The following is a 22,566-nucleotide window of genomic DNA, read 5'->3' on the forward strand; positions in this document are numbered from 1 at the left end:
GAAACACCATGGCTGGCAAGCTCGAAGGCAAAATCGCATTGATCACCGGCGGCACTACTGGCATCGGCCTCGCCACCGCCAAACGCTTCGCTGAAGAAGGCGCCCACGTCTACATTACCGGTCGCCGCCAGATCGAACTCGACGCAGCAGTGGCCGCTGTCGGGAACGCCACCGGCGTGCAAGTCGACTCCACCAAGCTCGACCAACTGGACGCGCTCTACAGTCAGATTGGCGCCGCGCATGGCCACATTGATGTGCTCTTCGCTAACGCCGGGGGTGGTTCGATGCTGCCCTTGGGCGAAATCACCGAGCAGCACTTCGATGACACCTTCGACCGCAACGTCAAAGGCGTGCTGTTCACCGTACAAAAAGCCCTGCCTATGCTGGCCCCTAAAGCCTCGGTGATCCTTACCGGCTCCACTGCGGGTAGCTCCGGCACTGCGGCGTTCAGTGTTTACGCCGCTTCCAAAGCAGCCGTACGCGCTTTCGTTCGCAACTGGATCTTGGATTTGAAAGACCGTCAGGTTCGGGTCAACACCATCAGCCCAGGTGCAACACGTACCCCAGGCCTGGTCGACCTCGCGGGGCCAGATGCTGTACAGCAACAAGGTTTACTCGACTACCTGGCTTCGCTGATTCCAATGGGCCGTGTCGGTGAGGCGGAAGAAATCGCCAGTGCCGCGCTGTTCCTGGCATCGGATGACGCCAGCTTCGTCAATGGTATCGAATTGTTCGTTGACGGCGGCCAAGCTCAGGTTTGATGGCCAAAAGCGGGCGGCTCCATTGGTCGTCCGCATCCCCACTTAGGAGTACATCCATGCCGATTTTAAAACCAACGGTCTTGGCCCTGTAGATAGCTGATCTTGGGCAAAGGCCATGGTTATGGATCTTAGGTTTGGGCTGATGCCCATCGTGCATGGGCTTTCACGGTGAGTGCAGAGATGCGGTCACATGCTATCCGGATCCCGAAAGCGCTGAGCATCTTCGTTTGGGGGCATCCTTTTCAAGCCATCCAAAGCACACCCTAAAATATGCCCCAAATTTAGCAATTAGCTGGAAGTAAATGCTCTTCGAGGCTAGGAAAAGGCAGAAATGATCAGCTAACAAGCATGCGCGAAGCGCCTAAAGACTGTCAGGGTCACCGAAGAACATCTGTATCCGCGACCGCAACCACCGCTCCGCCGGGTCGTTGTCCTGCGCCCCGCGCCAGGCCATGTGCAGTTCGAAGCTGCGCACAGGTATCGGCAGGTCCTCGGCTCGCAACCCGCCTGCCGCAGTCAGCACATCGGCCGTATAGTCCGGCACGGTAGCCACGATGTCTGTCCCCGCCAGCAAGCTCCCCAGCCCGTTGAACTGCGGCACCGCTAGCACCACGTGGCGCTTGCGGCCAATCTCTTCCAGGGCTTCGTCGATGAACCCGGACAGGTCACCGGCAAACGACACCAGCGCATGGGGCCGTGCGCAGAAGTCGTCCAGGGTGATGCTGCCGGGCACGCTGTCGGCACGCAGCAGCTTCGGCATGCTACGGCGCAGCACCTTGCGCTTGGCGTTGGCGGGCAGTTCGCTGGTGTAGCTGACCCCCACCGAAATCTCGCCCGAGGCCAGCAACGTCGGCATCAGCAGGTAATTGACCCGCCGCACCACCAGCACGATGCCCGGCGCTTCGGCGCGGATGCGTTTAAGCAGCTGTGGCAACAGGGCAAACTCGGCATCGTCCGACAGGCCGATGCGGAACACCGCGTTGCTGGTGGCGGGGTCGAACTCGGCAGCGCGGCTGACCGCGGTGGAAATCGAATCCAGCGCCGGGGACAGTAGGGCGAATATCTCGTGAGCCCGCGCCGAGGGTTCCATGCTGCGGCCGGTGCGAACGAACAGCGGGTCGTCGAACAGGTTGCGCAGGCGTGACAAGGCCGCGCTGATGGCCGGCTGGCCGAGGAACAGTTTTTCCGCGGCGCGGGTTACGCTGCGCTCATGCATCAGCGTTTCGAACACGATCAGCAGGTTGAGGTCTACGCGACGCAGGTCGTTTCGATTCATCGGTGCGCTTCGCCTAAAGTGGGGCAGGGGTGAATCTTACGGCCAAAGGCTGTTACCCTGCACGGGTTTAGGGGGACCAATTGCAGGGAAAGTCAGGTGCCCAATCGATGACAAGCATGTCGACTATTAATGACCACTGATGGTCTAACCACCAAAGCCCGGATAAAGTCAGTGGTAATTAGAGGTTCACAAAGGCGAGGTATGCGATGTCCCGCATGATCCGTTTCCACAAGTTCGGCGCTGCCGATGTGCTCCGTTGCGAGGAGCAGGCCGAACCGTCACCCGCTGCCGACGAGGTACAGATCCGCGTCCAGGCGGTTGGTGTCAGCTGGTATGACGTGCTTTGGCGCCAGAACCTGGCGCCGTCCCAGGCACGCCTGCCGGCGGGCATCGGCCACGAAATGGCCGGAGTGGTGACTGCGGTCGGTGAAGGGGTCGACGACATTGCGGTGGGCGACCGTGTCGCCAGCTTCCCGGCTACCAGTGCCAACGATCACCCGGTATATGGTGATGTCATCGTGCTGCCGCGTACGGCCATTACCCGCTACCCGGATGTGCTCACCCCGATCGAGGCGAGCGTGCACTATACGCCGTTGCTGATCGCCTATTTTGCCTACGTTGACCTGGCCCGGGCCAAGGCCGGGCAGACCGCGCTGGTGACCGATGCCAGCCATTGCGCCGGGCCTGCCTTCGTGCAGTTGGGCAAAGCCCTGGGGCTGAAGGTGTTTGCTGCTACCAAAGAGCCGGAGCAGCGTGAGTATCTGCTGGGCCTGGGTGCCGACAAGGTGATTGTCACCGAAGAGCAGGACCTGCTGCTGCAGGTGGGCAAGTACACCGATGGCCGCGGCGTGGACATGGTCCTCGATGGTATGGGCGGGCCGCAGATGTCACTGCTGGGCGATGTGCTGGCGCCGCGTGGCAGCCTGGTCCTGTATGGCCTGCAAGGTGGCAACCAGACGCCGTTTCCGGCCTGTGCAGCCTTTCAGAAGAACATCCAGTTCTACGTGCATTGCATCGGTAACTTCACCGGCAAGCCGGAACTTGGCATCAGCCAGGACCAGGTGGCGCTGCAACGTGCCTTGCGCGATATCAACCAGTTCACCGCTGACCAGCTGCTAACGCCGCAAATCATCAAGGTGTACCCGTTCGAACAGGTGGTGGAGGCACATCGTTACATGGACCAATGCCCTTGCGGTGGGCGAGTGGTACTGGACATGGCGCACTGATAGCTGTTTGCGATAACGATGAACCCGGGCAGAGTCCCGGGTTTTTTGTGTGTTGAGCAGAATGTTTTAATTGCTAACTCTAAGAATGTTCCTACAGTAAAGTCAGTCGTGGACTACATATAAGGCGATGCTCCGTCGTTGCATGGAAATATTCCGCCAACTATTCAGCCTTGAACGATGTCGGCCAGGCGTTCAGTGTGTCTCTGCAGTCTTGCTGAATGGTTTTTTTACCCAGATCTGTATCTTCTATTCGCTCTGCATCCCCCGATAATGGCCCCATGATAGTTTGCGCAAGGAGCGTGGAATGAGCATGGCAACGCCTGAGGATGAGCTGTGTGTGGTAGCGACGGGCCGTCGCGGTTGCGATTTTTTTTCGATGGTCTGGCGACAGTGATGCGTTACGTCATTACTTCAATTTGAGTGTAGGAAATTTCTTCCTGGTAAGCACAGGGTGTGTTGAATCTTGAATACCGGACTCAGCACGCGGTGGCTGCATAGAAGTTGATGAGGTGATTTCGTGACGGCTATTCACGATCAGGCAATGCACTATATCTACCAGCAAGTGCTCGAGCGCTTGTTGAGCCAAATGTCACAGCCGCAGCGAGCGTCCCTGCAATTGCTGATACAACGGTTGCTGGTCGCTGCAGGTGGGCCGGAGTATATCGGTACGTTTCGCGTGCTGGTGCTGCAAGGCGGCGATTGTCGCAGTGCCCGGCTGCTGGCCATGCTGCGTGCGGCACAACTGAGCATCGCCCTGCGTGCGCCGGTAACCTTTCAGTTGCGGGTACTCGTAGTCAGCCTGCCCGTGGCTGCCAGCGACACGCTGGAAGGCCACGAGCGCAGTTTCAGTGCCCTGTTCATGCAGGATGACCCGCGGGTTCAGCTGCAGATGATCGAGGGGCGCGAAGTGGTGCCATTCAGCCGTCAGTCTTCGGCAGCGCCCGACCGCTGGCTAATGGCGAGGAACGCCATGCTGATGTTCGGGCACATGGTCGATGCCAGGCCCGAAGCGCTGCTGGGTAGCCGCCTGCATCTGGAGCTGGCGGATGCCGTGGGGTCTGCACTGCAGGGGCCGACACCGGCCGACGTCTTGATCACTGCCATTCCCGGGGGACAGCGGCGTCGCTACCTGGCTTGGGCCCGGCGTAGCCTGCGCCTGGCAGGGGAGCGCGGCCCGCATGTACTGCATCAGGGCCTGGCTGCGCTGGCCCACGGGCTGAGCCGGTTGCACGGTGGTGTCGAAGCCTCGCCGGGCAGCATGGCGAAGCCCGCACAGGCCGCCGTCACGGAGGATGCCCCGTTGCGGGCGATTGCCATAGATGACCTGCTGCCGCATCTGCTTGAAGGGCAGCAACATGACGCCATGCTGGGGGGTGGGTTCGAAACGGCCGAGGATGCCTGGCCATTGGCGGCGTTCGTCGACCCGCACGCCCCGGCACACTTGCACGAACTGCGGGCACGCAGCCTTGAGCTGCAGGCCGCTCGCCCGGCGCTTCGGCTGGCAGAGCCGTCGGGCGACAGCAAGCCTCGCGATGGACATACCCTGGCGCTGGGCAAGGCCTACGGTATCAACCAGACTCAACTGGTGTGCCTGCTGTTCAGCCCGTTCGCCAGGCAGGGGAAGAGACTCGAGCGTTTTCTGCAGTGCCGGCATGCAGACATGCTGGTAGCGCTGCCGTACCTGCACCGGGCCTTGCAAGGTAAACCCTGCCCCGATGCGGTGCGGGACTGGCTGGTGAATACCAGTGGCCTGCCGCTGGTGCAATTGCGGGCGATCTATGAAGGGCGCATGCCGCTGACTGCCTGGCGCTTGCAGAGCAACCTGGCCCGCCGTGACGTGCACCTCAGGTTGCTGCCACGGCCTTCGTCGGGGCGCCGCCGTGGCCCAGCGGCGTTGCCTTGATGGGGCAAGCGGTTCCCGGCGAGTTCGCCTATCGCAAGGTGTACCGCTACCTGGAGGCTTTGATAGAGCAGGCCTCAGGTGGTGGCCCATGCAAGTTGCCGTCGTTGCGCGCACTGTCCCGACGGCTGCGGGTGTCATTGGCAACCGTGCAGAGTGCCTACAACCTGCTAGAGGAAGAAGGCCGCGTCCAGTGTCAGCCAAGGTCCGGCTACTACGCTCAGGTCGCTGCAAAGGCAGAGGCAGCGCCCATGTACCTGCAGCCACCCTTACCGGTGCAGCCATTGCTGGAGCGTGCGCTACTAGGCCACGAGCGGCGCTTGGCCCGTCAGCGCGCCAGCAATGTTGCACAATGGGAAACGCTGGGCGACACCCGTCTGCGCAATGCCGTGGCTGAGTGTTATACCCGGTCCTCCAGCCAGTACTGGCGTGCCGAGGACGTTCAACTAGCCCCTGATGTGCAGGCGGTGCTGGAGACGGTGCTCGCGGGGCTTGCCTTGCAGGGCGGGACGGTACTGGTGCCGTCGCCCTGTTGCTGGCAGGTGTTGCGCGCTTTGGCGCGTGCTGGCATGCGGGTGCTGGAAGTGCCTGCCGATAGCCGCGGCAACCCGGACCTGCGCGCCTTGGCCCGGTTGCTGGGCGACGAGCGGGTGTGCATGCTGGTGATGCCGTCTTGCCTGCGCATGCCACAAGGTCGGCTGGTGTCGCCGCACTACCAGCAGCAGCTTGGTCAGCTCTTGGGCCAGCATGCTGTATGGTTGCTGGAAAACGACCTGGACAGTGAACACTGTTACAGCGGGCCGCCACACACGCGCCTGCGCGACTGGGTCGACCCCCGCTCGCTGTTGGTGTTGGGAGCATTCGAGGCCGCAGTAGGGGCCGAAGCACCTTACGCTTATGTGCTGGGCCATGACGCCGCACTGGCCCAGGCGTTTGCCGAACGGGCATTTCGGCTTGCGCCGCTGCGCCTGCAAGCGCTTGCCCTGATGATGGGTAAAAGGCAGATCGAGATGCAGCTTGTACAGCTGCGTACCGACCTGCAAAGGCGCACACAATCTCTGGTGCGCGCGCTGGAGTTGCAGTTTGGTCAGCGAGTGACGTTGCAGATGCCCCAGGGCGGGCGAATGCTGTGGGTGCGTTTTCGCCAACCGCTGGAGTGGGACTGCATCGTTGCGGCGTTGGCAGGTTCCGCCTTGCATGCACTGCCGGGCGGGCATTTCAGCCTGCAGGGGCGGTACCGGCAGTACCTGGCACTGGTGTGGCTGGGCGACCAGCCGGGTGGCCTGCAACAGGCGGTGGAGCGCCTGGCGCAGGCGCTTGAGCCGCGCTGCGGGCGGCCCGCCGGCGTTTCACGCTGACTGCGTCTGCTCTTGCCCTTGGCGCAAGCGGGTACTGAGCAATGCTGCCAGCACCAGCAATGCGGCAATGATCCACAAACCGTTACGGGTACTGCCAGTGGTCTGCTCGATCAAGCCCATCACCGAGGGCCCGACGAAACCGCCAAACAGGCCGCAGGTGGTGACGAACGCCAGCCCCGCTGCCAACGCGCTGCCACTCAGTCGGCTGGACGGGAAGACAAACAGGATCGACTGCACCACGAACAGCATCAGGGCGGTCAGTGAAAACCCGATCAGGCCGATGAACGAGTTGGCCAGCGATGCCAGCAGCAACCCTGTCGCCATGGTTAGCAGGCCGCAGAACAACAGCGTGCGGCAACGGCGTGGCGAGGTGGCCAGGCGTGGGAAGGTGGCAGCACCGATGGCAGCGGCAACCCACGGCACGGCAGTCAGCAGGCCTATCTGGAAGGGTGATAGTGCAGCGTAGCTGCCAATGATGCCCGGCAAGAAGAAAATCACGGTGTAGATGGTGATCTGGTGCACGAAGTACACCGAGATCGCCAGCCAGATTTGCCGGTCGCGGAACATCTGCCCCAGTTTGCTCTGCTGTGGCGCGGCAGCTCGTTCGGCAGCCAGGCGGCGTTCGATGTCCTGGGCATCGGCGGCCGACAGCCAGGGCGCTGAGGCTGGGCCATCGGGCAGCTTTTTCCACACCACAAAGGCCAGGGCTACGGCGGGCAAGCCTTCGAGGACGAACAGCCACTGCCAGCCATGCCAGCCCAGTACGCCGTCCATTTCCAGCAGGGCACCACCCAGCGGGCCGCTGAGGATGTTGGCCAGGCACACGCCCAGCAGGAAATAACCTGTGGCCCGGGCGCGCTGTTCTCGGTCGAACCAGTAGGTCAGGTACAGCATCACCCCGGGGAACAGGCCAGCTTCAGCCACCCCCAGCAACAGGCGCATGATATAGAACGATGTTTCTCCCTGGACGAAGGCCATGCCCGCTGAGAGCAGGCCCCAGGTGATCATGATGCGGGTAATCCAGAAACGCGCGCCCACCCGGTGCATGATCAGGTTGCTGGGCACTTCGGCCAGCGCATAGGTAAGGAAGAACAGGCCGGCCCCCAGGCCATAGGCCGCTGCTGACAGGCCCAGGTCGATACCCATGCTGGCTTTTGCCAGGGCGATGTTGGTGCGGTCAAGAAAGCTCATCACGTAGACGACGATGAGCAGTGGCATCAATTTGCGTAACAGCAGGCCGTTCAGGCGCTGCTCGGTGGTGACGGCAGGGGCCGAAGCCGCTGCACGGGTGAGGGTTGTCATTGTTTTTTTCCCCGAGAAAAGTGCTGGTGGTGTGCCCCTGTGGAGGCACACCCAGGCTTGTGGATCAGGAACGGTTGATATCGAGCCACACCGCGCCATTGGGGTACTGGTAGCGCTCCAGGGTCTCGGCATGCATTTCTATGCTGTAGCCCGGGCGTTGCGGTGGCATGTAGCGCCCGCGGCGGATGACCACCGGGTCGATGAAGTGCTCATGCAGGTGGTCGACGTACTCCAGTACCCGGTTGTGCAGCGAGGCAGACACGGCGATGTAGTCGAACAGGGCGATGTTCTGCACATATTCGCACAGCCCGACGCCGCCGCCGTGCGGGCACACCGGCACGTCGTACTTGGCGGCCATCAGCAGCACGATCAGGACTTCGTTCAAGCCACCCAGGCGGGCGGCATCCAGCTGGCAGAAATCCAGCGCGCCGGCCTGGAACATCTGCTTGAACATGACCCGGTTGTGGCAATGCTCACCGGTGGCGACGCCGATCGGCGCGATGCGCTGGCGGATGGTGGCGTGGCCTAGAATGTCGTCCGGGCTGGTCGGCTCTTCGATCCACAGCGGTTCGAAGGCGGCCAGGCGGCGCATGTTGGCAACCGACTCCTCCACGCCCCACACCTGGTTGGCATCCATCATCAGGGTGCGCTCCCAGCCGATTTCGTCGCGCAGGATGCTGGCGCGGCGGATGTCTTCTTCCAGGTCGGCGCCGATCTTCTGCTTGATGTGGGTCCAGCCATCTTCCACGGCCTCGCGGGCCAGTTTGCGCATCTTCTCTTCGCTGTAACCCAACCAGCCTGGCGCGGTGGTGTAGCCGGGGTAGCCTTCGCGCAGCATCTGCGCCTCACGCTGGGCCTTGCCTGGGGCCTGGCGGCGGAGCAGGGCAATGGCTTCCTCGGGGGTGAGCACGTCGGTGACGTAGCTGAAGTCCAGGCAGCGCACCAACTGTTCAGGCGTCATGTCGGCCAACAGTTTCCACACCGGTTTACCTTGTTGCTTGGCCCACAGGTCCCACACCGCATTGATGATGGCCGCGGTGGCCAGGTGGATCACGCCTTTCTCCGGGCCAAGCCAGCGCAATTGGCTGTCGCTGACGGTAAAGCGGTGCCAGAAGCCACCCATGTCGGCGGTGATCTCTTCAAGGGTGAGGCCGACGATCAGCGGTGCCAGCGACTGCACTGCTGCTGCGCAGATTTCGTTGCCGCGGCCGATGGTGAACGTCAGGCCATGGCCTTCAAGGGCCTCGGCGTCGGTGTGCAGTACCACGTAGGCTGCTGAATAGTCGGGGGCGCTGTTCATGGCGTCTGAGCCATCCAGCGACAGCGAAGTAGGGAAACGAATGTCGCGAACGCTCAGGTGGGTAATACGTATGCTCATGTTCGACTCTTGTTCTGCTCAAGCGCTGGGAGACCTGACTGTAGGTTGTCGAGCGATACAGGCATAATCGCCAGTTCTTAATCAGCGATACCGGATTCGATATGTCTCGCTTACCACTCGACCCAACCCAGGCGCCTGCCAGCCTTGGTGCATTGAGAATCTCCAGCCGCCAGATCACGCTGCTCAATGCGCTGGGCGAGTTCGGCAACCTGCGCCGCGCCGCTGCGGCGATGCACACCACGCAACCGGCGGCCAGCCTGTTGCTGCAGCAGCTTGAGGAACGCCTTGGCGTGCGTTTGTTCGAGCGCTTGCCGCGCGGCATGCAAGCAACGCTCTACGGTGAGGTGATGATCCGCTATGCACAAAGCGCGCTGCATGAGTTCGAGCATGCCCAGGCACAAATCGCCGAACTGGCGCGCGGGGCCTCGGGCCTGGTGCGGGTGGGCAGCGTCATGGGCCCGGTGCCGGGCGTGCTGACCAAGGCGGTACTGGCCTACAAGCGCGACCACCCCAAAGTGCGTATCTCGCTGGAAGTGGGCACCAGCGATACCTTGCTGCCCGCGTTGCTGCGCGGCGATTTCGACATGGTCGTGGGCCGCCTGCCAGACCAGAGCGACAGCCAGGACCTGAACATCGAGCTGTTTGAAGGCGGTGAGCAGATGCGCGTGATCGCCCGCGCCGGGCACCCTCTGGCGGCGGCTGTCGGGTTGCAATTGAGTGACCTGGTGGCCCTGACCTGGATCCTGCACCCCATCGGCAGCCCGATGCGCCGCCGCGTCGAAAGTGCGCTGCAGGCCGGGGGCATGGTGCAGTCACTGGACATCGTTGAAACCGCCTCGATCCTGGCCACCACCGCCATGCTCGAAGCCTCCGAAATGATTGCGGTGGTACCCAATGACGTGGCCGAGCATTATGCCCGCTATGGCATGGTTGCCATCCTGCCGGTAGAGCTGCCGCTGACCATGGCCAACTTGGGCGTGCTGACCCTGCGCTCGCGGCCTAACTCGGTTGCCCTGGATACCTTGCTGCGCTACCTGCGGGCGCAATAACCCTTTTCACCTGCCTGAGGCCTGCCGCCGATGTCGCCGGACCTGACCCATTCCAGCTTTTGCAACTGGATCCGCTACAAGCACCTGGTGCTGATCGACACCCTGGCGCGCACCCGCAACATGCACGCAACCGCCACGCGCATGAACCTCAGTCAGCCGGCCCTGAGCAAGATGCTGCGCGATCTCGAAGAGCAGTTCGGCTTTGCCCTGTTCGAGCGCCTGCCACGCAGTATGCCGCCCACCGAGCTGGGTGAATACGTGGTGCGTTATGCCCAGGGTGCGTTGGCCGAGTCGCAGCAATTCGTCGACCAGGTCAACCGCCTGCGCAACGGCGGGCACGGTTTTATCCGCGTCGGTGGCATCTTTGCCGCCACTGCGCTGGTACTGCCGCAGGCCATCGCCGCGATCAAGGCCCGCAGCCCGCTGTTGTCGATCGAAGTGGTGGAGCATTCCAGTGATCACCTGCTGACCATGCTGGAGCAGAACAAGCTCGACATCATGATTGGCCGCTTCACCGAAGAGCGCTTCAGCCAGCTGTTCGACTTCCAGCCGCTGGAGCCCGAACCGTTCAGCCTGGTGGTCAACAGCGAGCACCCGCTCAACCAGCTGGAAAGCCCGCCACTGTCGGCGCTGGGCGACTGGCCGTGGGTGCTGTACCCGGTGGGCACGCCGATTCGCAACCGCCTGGAACAGGCCTTTCGGGTGGCCGGTATTGCCACGCCCGTCGACAGCGTCGAGACCATCTCCATGCCGATGTTCCTGCAGCTGCTGCAATCGGCGCCGATGATTGCCATGTTGCCGCGTTCGATGGTGGCTGCGCAGCTGGCCAGCGGGCAGTTCAGGGAGCTGCGCAGCACTTTGCATGTACCCGCGCTGGAGTACGGCGTGGTCACCCGCAAGGATGAACCGCTGAGCGCTTCGGCCCGGGCGTTTGTCGAGATTTTGCTGGAAGGCGCCAAACAGCGACAGCAGAAAGGTACGGCTGCCACTGCCTTGGACAAGACCTGATGGTTCACGCGATCCCTGTGGGAGCGGGTTTACCCGCGAAGCAGTCGACGCGGTGCATGGCACCGGCTGCGCCGGTGTTCGCGGGTGAACCCGCTCCCACAGGATATGTGCAGGCTTGAGCACTTGGGCAGTCTATTAGACGATCAAGGATCACCGCCCGATCACGACTTCCGATAACCACTGGTTATCAATTGATCGGATCATCTCATTGGGAATGCTGGGCAAGGCTTCTTACAGTGGCAACAGCCATAACAAGAAGCCCGCCGCACCGCCCTGAGAGGTCCCATGCAACTGATTGCCAAGTCCGGTGACCTTGCCGTCATCCGCCTCAACCCGCTGGACAACGTGCTTATCGCCCGCCAGGCCTTGCCGCAAGGCCTGCATCTGGATACCGAGGCGATTACCGTGCGTCAGCCAATTCCCTCCGGCCACAAACTCGCGACCGAACGCGTGGAGCAGGGCCAGCCGCTGCGCCGATACGGGCAGATTATCGGTTTTGCTTCGCAGGCCATTGATGCCGGCGACCACGTACATGTGCACAACGTGCAGATGGGTGATTTCGCTCGCGACTATGCCTTTGGTGTGGACACGCGCAGCCAGCCTGGTACCGAAGCTCAGTTCCAGGGCATCGTGCGCGCCGATGGGCGTGTTGCCACCCGTAATTACATCGGCATTCTCACCTCGGTGAACTGCTCGGCGACCGTGGCCCGGGCTGTGGCCGACCATTTCCGCCGTGACATTCACCCCGAGGTGCTGTCCGACTACCCGAACATCGACGGCGTGGTCGCCCTGACCCACGGTGCCGGTTGCGCAGTGGACCCCAGCGGCGAAGCCCTTGGCCTGCTGCGCCGCACCCTGGCAGGGTACGCCGTGCACCCCAACTTTGCTGCCGTACTCATCATTGGCCTGGGCTGCGAAACCAACCAGATAGAAAGCCTGCTGGAAACCCAGGGGTTGCAAGCCAGTGCGCAGCTGCGCACCTTCACCATCCAGGGCATCGGTGGCACGTCGAAAACCATCGCTGCCGGCATCGAGCAGGTCCGCAGCCTGCTGGCCGAGGCCAACCATGTCCAACGCCAACCGGTCAGCGCACGGCATCTGGTGGTCGGCCTGCAATGTGGCGGCTCTGATGGCTACTCCGGTATTACCGCCAACCCGGCACTGGGCAACGCCGTGGATCGCCTGGTGGCGGCCGGTGGTACCGCCATCCTGTCCGAAACCCCGGAAATCTACGGCGCCGAGCACTTGCTGACACGCCGCGCGGTCAGCCGTGAGGTCGGCGAAAAGCTGGTGGCGCGCATCCGCTGGTGGGAAGACTACTGCCAGCGCATGAACGCCGAGCTGAACAACAACCCGTCGGCCGGCAACAAGGCCGGGGGCCTGACCACCATCCTGGAAAAGTCGCTGGGCGCTGTTGCCAAGGCAGGGTCTAGCAACCTGGTCGACGTGTACCAGTACGCCGAAGCCGTGCGTGCCCAAGGCCTGGTGTTCATGGACACCCCCGGTTACGACCCGGTCTCGGCCACTGGCCAGGTGGCCGGCGGGGCCAACCTGATCGCCTTCACCACCGGGCGTGGCTCTGCGTACGGCTGCGCGCCGGCGCCGTCGATCAAGCTGGCGACCAACAACCGGGTGTTTGAACACCAGGAAGAGGACATGGACGTCAACTGCGGCGGGATTGCCGACGGCTCCACCAGTATCGAGGAGCGTGGCGCGTACATCTTCGAGCAGATGCTGCGCATTGCGTCCGGGGAACGCAGCAAGAGCGAACAGCACGGGTATGGGCAGAACGAGTTCGTGCCCTGGCAGATCGGCGCAGTCACCTGATTGACCGCTACTGTCCCCTTACGAGATAACAACAATGACTCAAACCACACATTTCAACGTGCAAACGCTCACCACCTTTGTCGAGCGGCTGTTCGAAAGGGCCGGTGCCGATGCCGAAGTCGCCCAGGTGGTGACCCGGGTACTGCTCGAAGGGGAACTGCTCGGGCACCGCACTCACGGCCTGAACCTGGTCAGCCGCTACATCGGTGGCATGCAGGAAGGCAAGGTCAAGGCCCGTGCACAGGTACTGGAACAGGTGACGGACAGTGGCATCGCCAGCGTGTTCGATGGCCATTACCTGTTGGGGCCTTACTGCGTCAGCCGTGCCCTGGACTGCGCGGCAAAGGGTGCGACTGCGCAGGGCATCGGCATTGCGGTGGTGCGCCGCGCTTCGCACATTGGCTGCCTGGCAGCCTATCTCAAGCCCTTTACCGACCAGGGCCTGGTGGCCATGGTCTACTCGTCGGACCCCTCGGTAGGGCTGGTTTGCGCCCATGGTGGTATCGACCCGATCTACACCCCGAACCCGATTGCTGCCGGTATCCCGACCCAAGGCGAGCCGATCCTGCTGGACGTGAGCATGTCTACCGTTACCCTCGGGCTGGTCGGCCAATGCCGCGATGCCGGCAGCCGCCTGCCGTATCCGGTACTGGTGAGCAATGACGGGAAACTGAGTGATGACCCGGGCGATTTCTTTACCCGCCCGCAAGGCAGCATCCTCCCCCTCGGCGGCCAGGCCTTTGGTCACAAAGGCTTCGCCCTGGCGCTGCTGGTCGAAGCCTTGACTTCGGGGTTGGCCGGCCATGGGCGCAAGGATGCACCTGAGCAGTGGGGCGCCTCGGCCACTGCCGTGGTGATCGATCCGCGCTTCTTCGGCGGCCTGGCAGCGTTCACCGATGAAACCAGCTTCCTGGGCCGGCTGATACTCGCCAGCCGCCTACTCGACCCCGAGCGCCCGGTGCGCTTGCCTGGGCAGGCTGGCCTTGCCTTGCGCCGGCAGGCCCTGGAGCAGGGCGTGAGCCTCTCGCCACAGCTGCTGGCCGACCTTGATCGGCTGGCCGGGCAACTGCAGCTGCCGGCACTTTCCCAATGATGCACACCAAGGGTACACAAATGACTGATCGATCGAACGCCAATCAACCGCTGCCGCTGAGCCAGGATGCCAGTGCGTTCGACAGCGGCAGCTGGGTAGGGCGGGTGTGGCTGGCGGACCAGGGGCCGGCGGTGGTGCTGGTGAAAGCCGGCGCCGTCTACGACATCAGCACCCACGTGGCGACTGTCTCGGCCCTGCTGGAAGTGACCGACCCAGTGACATATCTGCGCGCCTTGCCACTGGCCGAGCCGCTGGTTGCGCTATCGGTGTTGCTGGACAACAGCGACCCGAGCCAGCGCGACCCACGTCAGCCATGGCTGCTGGCGCCCATTGACCTGCAGGCAGTGAAGGCCGCCGGCGTGACCTTTGCCACCAGCTTGCTGGAGCGTGTGGTTGAAGAGCAGGCCAAAGGCGACCCGGCCAAGGCCGATGCCATCCGTGACACCCTTGCCAGCCGCATCGGCGCCGACCTGTCGCAGATCGTGCCCGGCTCGGCTCAGGCCGAAGCGCTGCGCAAGGTGCTGGTGGAGCAGGGCCTGTGGTCGCAATACCTGGAGGTGGGCATTGGCCCGGATGCCGAGGTGTTCACCAAGGCCCAGCCGCTGTCGGCGGTTGGCCACGGTGCCGCTATCGGCATCCACCCCAAGTCCAGCTGGAACAACCCGGAGCCGGAAGTGGTGCTGGCGGTGTCCAGCGATGGCAGCATCAAGGGCGCGATGCTCGGCAACGACGTCAACCTGCGTGATTTCGAAGGGCGTAGCGCCTTGCTGCTGTCCAAGGCCAAGGACAACAATGCCTCCACCGCACTGGGCCCGCTGCTACGGCTGTTTGACGAAAGCTTCGGCCTCGACGATGTGCGCAACGCTGAAGTAGACCTGCGCGTTGAAGGCGAGGACGGTTTCATCCTGTCTGGCCGCAGTTCCATGCGCCAGATCAGTCGCGACCCGCAAGACCTGGTGCAGCAAACCCTCAACGAAAACCATCAGTACCCCGACGGCATGGTGCTCTTCCTCGGCACCCTGTTCGCCCCCAAGCAGGACCGTGACCAGCCAGGCAATGGCTTTACCCACAAGCCGGGCGATGTTGTGACCATCAGCAACCCGCAACTGGGTACCCTGTGCAACCGCGTGACCACCAGCGACCAGGCACCGCAGTGGGCGTTTGGCCTGCGCGCGTTGATCGACAACCTTGGCCGACGTGGCCTGCTGGAGGTTGCAGCCACCGCACGCCAGCCCTGAGCAATACGCTGCGCCAGGGAGGGGCGCGGCATTATCGATGGATCGCCAAGGCGCTGACAGCGCGGCAACAATAATAATAAAGGTCGACACATGAACCCTATGAAGTACCAGCGCATAACCGTCGTGTTCCTGCTGCTGATCGGCATCGTCAACTACCTGGACCGCAGTGCGCTATCGATTGCCAATACCTCCATCCAGAAAGACATGATGATCAGCCCTTCGCAGATGGGCATCCTGCTGTCGGCGTTTTCCATTGCCTATGCCTTTGCCCAGTTGCCAATGGGCATGATCATCGACCGCCTGGGCAGCAAGGTCGCCCTCGGCGCCTCGCTGCTGGGCTGGTCGGTGGCCCAGGCGGCATTTGGCATGGTCAACAGCTTTGCCGGTTTCATGGGCCTGCGGGTGTTGCTGGGCATTGGCGAGGCACCGATGTTCCCGTCGGCGGCCAAAGCCCTGTCGGAGTGGTTCGATGCCAACGAACGCGGCACCCCGACCGGCGTGGTCTGGTCGTCGACCTGCCTTGGCCCGTGCCTGGCGCCGCCCTTGCTGACGCTGTTCATGGTCAACTTCGGCTGGCGCGGTATGTTCATCATTACCGGCGTGATCGGCGTGGTGCTGGCGGTGTGCTGGCTGACGTTCTACAAGAGCAAAGCGCGTTACCTGGCGGAACTGGCGGCCGAAGGCAAGCCGCTGCCGGGTGAGCACAAGGCCCCGGCGGCCCCTGTGCACGCGTCCAAGGCCTCGTACTTCGCCGGCTGGCTCGACCTGTTCAAGCACCGCAGCACCTGGGGTGCGGTGCTGGGTTTCATGGGTGTGATCTACATGCTGTGGCTGCACCTGACCTGGTTGCCGGGGTACTTCGAGCGTGAACACGGCCTGGACCTGTACAAGACCGCCTGGGTAGTGTCGCTGGCGTACGGCTTTGGTGCAGCGGGTACAATCGTTGCGGGCCGCTTCTGCGACTGGCTGGTGAAGCGTGGCATGAGCGTGCTGGGCAGCCGCAAGTTCAGCGTCATCACCGGCCTGGTACTGGCGGCGCTGTTCACCTTGCCGCTGTCGTTCGTCACTGGCCTGACAGGCTGCGTGATACTGCTGTGCCTGGCGCTGTTCAGCATCAACATGGCCAGTGCCACTGCCTGGATGATCGTCAACACCATCGTCGACAGCCAGCGCGTGGCCTCGTTTGGCTCGATCCAGAACTTCGGCGGCTACATTGCCGGCTCCGTGGCGCCGATCGCGACCGGCTTCAGCATTCAGTACTCAGGCTCGTTCACCACGGCGTTCATGATCAGTGCGGTTGTGGCACTGTGCTCGGCGGTGGCGTACTTCCTGCTGCTGCAGGCGCCGATTGGCAGCGCCAAGGACGAAGCAGGGGACATGGCTGGAGCTGAACACGCGTAAATCCTGGGGGCGCTTTGCGCCCCAATCGCGACACAAGGCCGCTCCCACAGGTATTTCACTGTTCTCAGCGGCACCGCCGTATCTGTGGGAGCGGCCTTGTGTCGCGATCGGGCTGCGAAGCAGCCCCAAGCGGATCGTTGATCGTGACGCGACCCACGGCTCTTGTCAGGCATGGTTATCTGTATGTATAAACAGTGCCTGTTACCGCAACCTGACCTCCGCCCGTGATCGCCCATTCCGTCGACGACCCGTTCTATTACCTGCATAACTTCCGCCAGGTAGTGCTGTGGGTCGAACAGCGCTACCAGGACCTGCTCGATGACCAGGAACTGGCCTTCATCCGTGCCTTCAATCAACTGCAAGCGCCAACCCAGGCCTTGATGGTGCGCATGGTCATGCGCAAAGGCGAACTGTTTCGCAGCGACCGGCTCGACTACGCCGAAATCGGCGATACGGCGCTGGCGCTGCAGCCTTTGCAGAAACTCGGCTGGGTGCGGGAACCCGAGCAACTGGGCCTGGAACAGCTGTTCGCCTTGCTGCGCAAAGACGAACTGGCCCGCTGCTTCGCCCGGCAACTGAGCCGCCCGCGTGCCGCCAAGCATGAGCTGTTGGCACAGCTGCAACCGCTGGGGCTGCTGGCCCGGTCACTGGCCGAATGGTTTCCCGACAGCGAGGTGCGCATCCTCCAGTGGTGCCTGCAACCCTTGTGCGACCGCATGCGCCTGTTGTTCTTCGGCAACCTGTACCAAGACTGGTCAGACTTCGTCCTCGCCGACCTCGGTGTGCTTCGTTACGAGCAGGTGCCATTCAGCACGGGCTCGCGAGCCCTGCAGCAACGTGCCGAAGTCGACCTGGCCATGGCCTTGCACCAGTGCGCCGAGCGGCTGGAGCAGGGCGACGAACCCGTGTCGATTCTGGGTACCCTGCAGGGCCTGCACAGTGACAACCCGTGGCTGGCCCGCCGCCATGCGCGCCTGCAGTTCGCTCTGGGCCAGCAATGCGAGCGCCTGGGGGAGTGGGACCAGGCCATGGCAGTGTACGGCCAGTGCAGCCATGCCCAGGCACGCATTCGCCAGGTGCGGGTGCTTGAGCGCACTGAGCAGTGGCCCCAGGCCCATGCGCTGGCACTACAGCTCGCGGCGGCACCGGCCAACGCGCTGGAAGTGCAGGCACTGGAACGGATGCTGCCACGCCTGGCGCGCAAGCTCGGCGGCCCGCCACAGCGGCGCCAGCGTGCCACGCCGCTGGAGCTGATCGAGCTCGAGCTGCCCCGCGAGCACGCTGCGCTGGGTGTTGAAGAGGCGGTGCGTCAACACCTGGCGCAAGAAGGTGGCCATGCGCATTACGTGGAGAACACGTTGTTCAACAGCCTGTTTGGCCTGTTGTGCTGGGAGGCGATCTTTGCCCCGGTGCCCGGCGCATTTTTCAACCCGTTCCAGGCTGCGCCACAGGATCTGCACGACAGTGACTTCCAGCAACGGCGCAGCGCGCTGTTCGATCGCTGCCTGGGGCGGCTCGACGATGGCAGCCATCGCCAGGCGATTCTCAATTGCTACAAGGGCAAGCAGGGCCTGCAATCGCCCTTCGTGTTCTGGTCCATGCTCAGCGAAGAACTGCTCGAGCAGGCCCTGGCTTGCCTGCCGGCTGCCCAGCTGAAACAGTGCTTCCTGCGCCTGTTGCAGGATATCCGCAGCAACCGCGCGGGCATGCCTGACCTGATCCAGTTCTGGCCCGAGCAGGGGCGTTACCGCATGGTTGAGGTCAAGGGGCCCGGTGACCGCCTGCAGGACAACCAGCTGCGCTGGCTGGAATTCTGCAGGCAACACGGCCTGCCCGTTGCGGTGTGCCATGTGCGCTGGAGCGAAACGCCTTGAGCTACAGCGTGGCGGTGCGTGCCTTGTGCGAGTTCAGCGCCAAGGTCGGCGACCTGGACCTGCGCTTTACGCCGTCGCCCACCGCCCAGGAGGGCATCGAAGGGCACCAGCGGGTAGTGGCACGGCGGGCTGCGGGCTACGAGTCGGAAATCACCCTTGAAGGCCAGTTCGAAACCCTCAAGGTGCGGGGCCGCGCCGACGGTTATGACCCTGGCAGCAACCGCCTGGAAGAGATCAAGACGCACCGTGGCGACCTGGCGCGTCAACCGGCCAATCACCGTCAGTTGCACTGGGCACAGGCCAAGGTTTATGGCTGGCTGATGTGCCGGGCACGACAACTGCCGGCCATCGAGGTGGCGCTGGTATACCTGGACGTGGACAGCGATGACCAGACGCTGTTCAGCGAACACTTTACGGCGGCTGAATTGCAGGCCTTCTTCGAAACCCAGTGCCAGCGCTTTCTAGGTTGGGCTCAACTCCAGCAACGACGCCTGGCCGAACGTGACCAAGGCCTTCAGGCGCTGAGCTTTCCCTACCCACAGTTCCGCCAGGGCCAGCGGCAGCTGGCCGAAACCTTGTACAAAGCGGTAAGCACCGGTCGCTGTCTGATGGCCCAGGCCAGCACCGGCATTGGCAAAACCCTCGGCACCTTGTTCCCGCTGCTAAAAGCCATGGTGCCGCAGCAGCTGGACAAGCTGTTCTTTCTCACCGCCAAGACCCCGGGCCGGGCGTTGGCCCTCGATGCCATGCGCCAGATCACCGATGCCACGCCGCAACCTGCTTTACGCACACTGGAGTTGATCGCCCGCGACAAAGCCTGTGAGTACCCCGACAAAGCCTGTCATGGTGAATCTTGCCCATTGGCCGCCGGCTTTTACGACCGCTTGCCGGCAGCGCGTGAGGCTGCCGCAGCCCTGCCGTTGCTCGACCGTGCCAACCTGCGCGAAGTGGCCCTGGCCCATCAGGTTTGCCCGTACTACCTGGGCCAGGAAATGGCACGCTGGGTCGACGTGCTGGTCGCCGACTACAACTACTACTTCGATGCGCATGCCTTGCTGTTCGGCCTCACCCAGCTCAACCAGTGGCGCGTGGCGGTGCTGGTGGACGAAGCGCATAACCTGGTCGAGCGTGGGCGCGGCATGTACAGCGCCAGCCTTGACCAGGGGCAACTGCTGGCCCTGCGCCAGAGCAAACCGCCTGGGCTGGTCAGCGCGCTGGACCGCCTGAACCGGCAGTGGAATGCGCTGTTCAAAGAGCAGCGTGCGCCGTACCAGGCCAGCGAGTCGCTGCCCGACGGGCTGTTGCGCGCCTTGCAGCAGTGCATCGGGCTGATTCAGGAGCAGATGAACCAGGCGCCCGCGCACATGGACCCGCAGGTGTTGCAGTTCTTCTATCAGGCCTTGCAGTTCAGCCGAGTTGCCGAGCTGTTTGATGAGCACTTTCTGTTCGACATCAGCCAGCGCCAGGGCCCGCGCAAGCGTCGGCTGGCTACCCTGTGCCTGCGCAATGTCACCCCGGCGCGCCTATTGGCACCCCGCATGCAGGCGGCGCGCAGTGTGACGCTTTTTTCCGCCACATTGAGCCCGCGGCATTTCTACAGCGACTTGCTGGGGATGCCTGCCGATACCGCCTGGCTGGAAGTGGCTGCGCCGTTTCGCGCAGAGCAGCTGGAAGTACGGATTGCCAGCCAGGTGTCCACCCGTTACCAGCAGCGCCAAGCGTCTCTGGCGCCGATCGTCGAGCTGATTGCCCAACAGTACGAGCGCATGCCGGGCAACTACCTGGCATTCTTCAGCAGCTTCGAATACCTGCAGCAGGTGGCAGGCCTGTTGGCCGAGCGGCATGGTCAGATTCCGCTGTGGGCCCAGGCACCGGGCATGGATGAGGCGGCGCGCCAGGCGTTTCTCGATCGCTTTGTCGCCGATGGCAGAGGCGTGGGCTTCGCCGTTTTGGGCGGTGCGTTCGGCGAAGGCGTGGATTTACCAGGTACCCGGCTGATCGGCGCGTTTGTCGCCACCTTGGGGTTGCCGCAGGTCAACCCGGTCAACGAGCAGTTCAAGCAGCGCCTGGGGCGGCAATTTGGTGCGGGTTTTGACTACGCCTATCTCTATCCGGGGGTGCGCAAGGTGATCCAGGCGGCTGGCCGGGTTATCCGTGGTGACCAGGACCGTGGTGTGCTGGTGTTGATCGATGAACGCTTCGCCGAGCCCCGAGTGCAGCAGATGTTTCCGACATGGTGGCCGGCAGCCATCATCTAGCAATCCCTGTCTCGCGCTGCCCTTTGTAGGAGCGGCCTTGTGTCGCGATAGGGCTGCAAGGCAGCCCCACGATGTCAGCGAAGATGCACAGATTGCGGGGCCGCTTTGCGGCCCTATCGCGACACAAGGCCGCTCCTACAAATGACCGCGTCAGCCGGGCATGCCGTCTGTCTGGGCTACAACAGGAACGATGATTGCACTTGGCATGGGCGATCCTCGGTTCGTTCGGTAGACCTCAATTGGGGTAAGATTACGAACCGTGCCAGTTGCAAAGCCCTTTAATATCAAGGTGATGGCACCGTTCAGGGGCCTGATGGCATGCGCGCTTGGCGCTCATTGGGACTTGTTTGTAGGTCGTTTCGACTCGCTTGAGGTTTTGCCCGGTTCGCTGCCGGCTGCCGCTTCGCTACAGGATTCACTTTTGTCCGATCTTCCTAAAAATCCGCTGCTGCAGTACATGGACCGCCTGGCCCCATCCAGCCAGCAGACCATGCGCTACATCCTTCAGGACGCCGCCGACCGGCTTGGCTTCGTAGACTGCAATGTGGTCGATGTGCCTTGGCATCGGCTAGAGCCTGGCCACGTGATCGCCTTGGTGTCGGCCCTGCGTGCCGACGGTTATGCGCCCAATAGTTCGTCGCTGTACGTCAACGCCATTCGTGGGGTGATGAACGAAGCCTGGCGTCAGGGCCTGATCGACCATGAGCAGCTGTTGCGCATTCGTGAGGTCAAACCGGCCACTGGCAGCCGCCTGCCGCCAGGGCGCAACCTGCGCCGCAGCCTGATTCGCGAACTGATGGATGTGTGCGCGTCCGACCCGAGGCCGCAGGGGGTGCGCGACGCGGCGATCATCGCGTTGCTGTACGGCACTGGCATGCGCAAGTCGGAGTCGGTGGACATCGACCTGGCCCAGGTCGATTTCGAGGCGCGCAGCCTGCAGGTGGTGGGCAAGGGCAACCACCAGCTGATCAAGTACGCCCCGCCATGGGCGTTCGAGAAGCTGCAGGCGTGGCTTGACTTGCGCCGTCAGGACCTGCCGGCAGGGGCAGAAGACGACCTGTTCCTGTTCAACCGTATCCGCCGCGGTAGCCACATCACCCGGGCGCGTATCACCAAGCATGCGATCTACTACATTGCCCGCCAACGCGGCGCGCAAGTGGGGGTGAAGATCATGCCGCATGACTTCCGCCGGGCGTTCATTACCCGGGTGATCGAAGAGCACGACCTGTCGATTGCGCAGAAGCTGGCGCACCACGTCAATATTCAGACCACCGCCATTTATGACCGGCGTGACGACAATGAGCGTAGGCGTGCGGTCGACCGTTTCGATTACTGAGGTTTGATGTTTTGGGGCCGCGTTGCGCCCCTTCGCGGGCACGCCCGCTCCCACAGGTATAAAACGGGCCTCCAGGCGCAGATTAACCTGTAGGAGCGGGCGTGCCCGCGAAGGGCTGCAAAGCGGCCCCTTTTGCACTTCTGCCGGCACCGAAACAGGGCCAACCCACGCCCCCGCTTTGTGCGCCATCCCCCCGTATGCCCGATGCCAGAGCGGCCGTGGCGAAAATTTCATTTTCCTTCACCTGCGGAGTTGGCCCGCAACCTGCTATATCCAGCCTG

At 63.0% G+C, this 22,566-nt stretch carries 16 protein-coding genes; 13 read left to right on the plus strand and 3 right to left on the minus strand.

What is annotated here, in order from left to right; all coding sequences use genetic code 11:
* The first annotated feature begins 8 nt into the window (after positions 1-8).
* On the plus strand, positions 9-761 hold the full coding sequence (locus tag JOY50_RS05560; protein WP_138736645.1) for an SDR family NAD(P)-dependent oxidoreductase: 753 nt from the start codon (positions 9-11) through the stop codon (positions 759-761).
* A 361-nt stretch (positions 762-1,122) separates the two neighbouring features.
* Here JOY50_RS05560 and JOY50_RS05565 read toward each other — a convergent pair whose 3' ends face one another.
* Positions 1,123-2,037 carry a LysR family transcriptional regulator gene (locus JOY50_RS05565; RefSeq protein WP_132840326.1) on the minus strand — a complete coding sequence of 305 codons (915 nt, stop codon included), beginning with the start codon at positions 2,035-2,037 and terminating at the stop codon, positions 1,123-1,125.
* A gap of 206 nt (positions 2,038-2,243) precedes the next feature.
* Between JOY50_RS05565 and JOY50_RS05570 the strand changes: the two genes are divergently transcribed.
* The 3 genes from JOY50_RS05570 to JOY50_RS05580 all read left to right on the plus strand — a co-directional run bounded on the left by JOY50_RS05570 (position 2,244) and on the right by JOY50_RS05580 (position 6,521).
* Positions 2,244-3,263: a zinc-dependent alcohol dehydrogenase family protein gene (locus JOY50_RS05570; protein ID WP_019471151.1), complete on the plus strand. Its 1,020-nt coding sequence runs from the start codon at positions 2,244-2,246 to the stop codon at positions 3,261-3,263.
* 517 nt (positions 3,264-3,780) lie between these two features.
* Positions 3,781-5,166 (plus strand): hypothetical protein, encoded by a 1,386-nt coding sequence (locus tag JOY50_RS05575; protein ID WP_138736647.1) that lies wholly within the window; start codon positions 3,781-3,783, stop codon positions 5,164-5,166.
* Positions 5,166-6,521 (plus strand): aminotransferase class I/II-fold pyridoxal phosphate-dependent enzyme, encoded by a 1,356-nt coding sequence (locus JOY50_RS05580; protein ID WP_132840331.1) that lies wholly within the window; start codon positions 5,166-5,168, stop codon positions 6,519-6,521. The genes JOY50_RS05575 and JOY50_RS05580 overlap by 1 nt, the downstream gene beginning before the upstream one ends.
* On the opposite strand, the gene JOY50_RS05585 is transcribed toward JOY50_RS05580, so the two are convergent.
* Both JOY50_RS05585 and JOY50_RS05590 read right to left on the minus strand, forming a co-directional pair.
* Entirely contained in the window at positions 6,513-7,823 is a 1,311-nt protein-coding gene (locus JOY50_RS05585; protein ID WP_132840333.1) for an MFS transporter, read from the minus strand. The genes JOY50_RS05580 and JOY50_RS05585 overlap by 9 nt on opposite strands.
* A gap of 64 nt (positions 7,824-7,887) precedes the next feature.
* Positions 7,888-9,201: an L-fuconate dehydratase gene (locus JOY50_RS05590; RefSeq protein WP_019471155.1), complete on the minus strand. Its 1,314-nt coding sequence runs from the start codon at positions 9,199-9,201 to the stop codon at positions 7,888-7,890.
* A gap of 101 nt (positions 9,202-9,302) precedes the next feature.
* Here JOY50_RS05590 and JOY50_RS05595 point away from each other — a divergent pair, with 101 nt between their 5' ends.
* The 9 genes from JOY50_RS05595 to xerC all read left to right on the plus strand — a co-directional run bounded on the left by JOY50_RS05595 (position 9,303) and on the right by xerC (position 22,285).
* A complete protein-coding gene (locus tag JOY50_RS05595; protein ID WP_132840335.1) occupies positions 9,303-10,250 on the plus strand; it encodes a LysR family transcriptional regulator in 948 nt (315 codons plus the stop codon).
* Positions 10,251-10,280: 30 nt separating this feature from the next.
* Positions 10,281-11,258: a LysR family transcriptional regulator gene (locus JOY50_RS05600; protein ID WP_132840337.1), complete on the plus strand. Its 978-nt coding sequence runs from the start codon at positions 10,281-10,283 to the stop codon at positions 11,256-11,258.
* A gap of 285 nt (positions 11,259-11,543) precedes the next feature.
* Positions 11,544-13,085: a UxaA family hydrolase gene (locus JOY50_RS05605; protein WP_132840339.1), complete on the plus strand. Its 1,542-nt coding sequence runs from the start codon at positions 11,544-11,546 to the stop codon at positions 13,083-13,085.
* Between the two features lie 34 nt (positions 13,086-13,119).
* A complete protein-coding gene (locus JOY50_RS05610; protein ID WP_132840341.1) occupies positions 13,120-14,178 on the plus strand; it encodes an Ldh family oxidoreductase in 1,059 nt (352 codons plus the stop codon).
* A 20-nt stretch (positions 14,179-14,198) separates the two neighbouring features.
* On the plus strand, positions 14,199-15,416 hold the full coding sequence (locus JOY50_RS05615; RefSeq protein WP_243054901.1) for a fumarylacetoacetate hydrolase family protein: 1,218 nt from the start codon (positions 14,199-14,201) through the stop codon (positions 15,414-15,416).
* Between the two features lie 90 nt (positions 15,417-15,506).
* Positions 15,507-16,817 carry an MFS transporter gene (locus JOY50_RS05620; RefSeq protein WP_243054902.1) on the plus strand — a complete coding sequence of 437 codons (1,311 nt, stop codon included), beginning with the start codon at positions 15,507-15,509 and terminating at the stop codon, positions 16,815-16,817.
* Positions 16,818-17,041: 224 nt separating this feature from the next.
* On the plus strand, positions 17,042-18,691 hold the full coding sequence (locus JOY50_RS05625; protein ID WP_138736648.1) for a VRR-NUC domain-containing protein: 1,650 nt from the start codon (positions 17,042-17,044) through the stop codon (positions 18,689-18,691).
* Entirely contained in the window at positions 18,688-20,949 is a 2,262-nt protein-coding gene (locus tag JOY50_RS05630) for an ATP-dependent DNA helicase (protein ID WP_243054903.1), read from the plus strand. Before JOY50_RS05625 ends, JOY50_RS05630 begins: the two co-directional genes overlap by 4 nt.
* Before the next feature lie 457 nt (positions 20,950-21,406).
* A complete protein-coding gene (gene xerC, locus JOY50_RS05635) occupies positions 21,407-22,285 on the plus strand; it encodes a tyrosine recombinase XerC (RefSeq protein ID WP_405045967.1) in 879 nt (292 codons plus the stop codon).
* The last annotated feature ends 281 nt before the right edge of the window (positions 22,286-22,566 follow it).

The organism is Pseudomonas sp. BP01 (assembly GCF_022760795.1).
Lineage (GTDB): Bacteria > Pseudomonadota > Gammaproteobacteria > Pseudomonadales > Pseudomonadaceae > Aquipseudomonas > Aquipseudomonas putida_Q.